The sequence below is a fragment of the Flavobacterium sp. FPG59 genome (genome assembly GCF_002150205.1).
Lineage (GTDB): Bacteria > Bacteroidota > Bacteroidia > Flavobacteriales > Flavobacteriaceae > Flavobacterium.
Map to the genome: position 1 here is coordinate 1 of NZ_MTCA01000389.1, position 1164 is coordinate 1164.

1 protein-coding gene and 1 tRNA gene are annotated in these 1164 nt (G+C 29.9%); both read right to left on the reverse strand.

The genetic code is table 11. The features are described 5' to 3' along the window. Nucleotides 1-424: 424 nt before the first annotated feature. Nucleotides 425-877 carry a hypothetical protein gene (locus FPG59_RS16210; protein ID WP_086455547.1) on the reverse strand — a complete coding sequence of 151 codons (453 nt, stop codon included), beginning with the start codon at nt 875-877 and terminating at the stop codon, nt 425-427. Between the two features lie 122 nt (nt 878-999). Further along, nucleotides 1000-1073: transfer RNA gene (locus tag FPG59_RS16215), tRNA-Thr, on the reverse strand. Nucleotides 1074-1164 lie beyond the last annotated feature (91 nt).

The following is a 1164-nucleotide window of genomic DNA, read 5'->3' on the forward strand; positions in this document are numbered from 1 at the left end:
AAATAATAGAGATTATGAAGTTGCTCCTTACATTGCCTTATCTGAAATATACGATATCAACTTAAAATATTTAGATACTATTCAAAAATCAATGTCACCTAAAGTTGCTCAATCTCTTTATGGAAAAAAGTTAACAAAATATGTAAGTTCGTTGAAAAAACAACAATAAACACAATCTTCATTAAAACATTTTAAACTGCCCAAAAATATACTTTTTGGGCAGTTTTTTTTATGACTTTCCAGAAATGTGTTTTAAAAAAGCTGAATTAAAAACACTTAAAGCAAAAGTTCTTTAAAAAAGTGATGTCTTTTATTCAAAGATACAGCTACAGTCTGTTATCTAAAGTTAATGTACTGCGTTTAATTATAATTCACTCATAAAATACAAGCAAGCCACAATAATATAAAAGATCACTTAAAAAGACTAGAATAGCCTCGTAAACACCATTCCTATAATAAGTAGTGCGTATAATGAAAAAACTACTAAGGTCATGACTCCAATATATTTATAATGTGATTTCAAATACTCAAATGAAAGGGTTAAAGCAGCCGTGTCATTATTTTTTATAGCCACTTTAGCATTTGAAGCAAACTTATTCAGGTAATAGATCGGAAAAAAATAAAGTGCTCCTATCAAAATATAAACGAATGCTACCCCTAAACCCATTGACGATTCTAAAAACCCCATTGAACTACTAGTACTTCCCACAAAAGCAAACGTTATTCCTATAATTAGAGCAATCAGGACAATAAATCCTACGCCTATAAATCCTAGAATAGACAAATAATTAGCCCATTTGGCCGTTTCAGCTAATAAATCTTTGGCAGTTGTAGTAATTTGTAAATCGAAATTTTCAACGGTAGTCTGTTCTTCCATAATTAATAGATGTTAGTGTTAGTTTTCAAATATAACAATAACAATCAATTTAAAAGAATATTATGTAAGTAATTATAGCCATAAAAAAAACCACCTAATAAAAATTAGGTGGTTTACAAAAGAGCCGGCGGAGGGACTCGAACCCACGACCTGCTGATTACAAATCAGCTGCTCTAGCCAACTGAGCTACGCTGGCGACTCATTACGGGTGCAAATATAATACTGTTTTTTAATTAAACAAATATTTTATTTAAAGAAATTTAAAAAATATTTCATCTATCTGCACT

Excerpts from the sequence above, each read along its gene's own strand:
- FPG59_RS16210 (WP_086455547.1), bottom strand. The coding sequence starts at position 877 with ATGGAAGAACAGACTACCGTTGAAAATTTCGATTTACAAATTACTACA.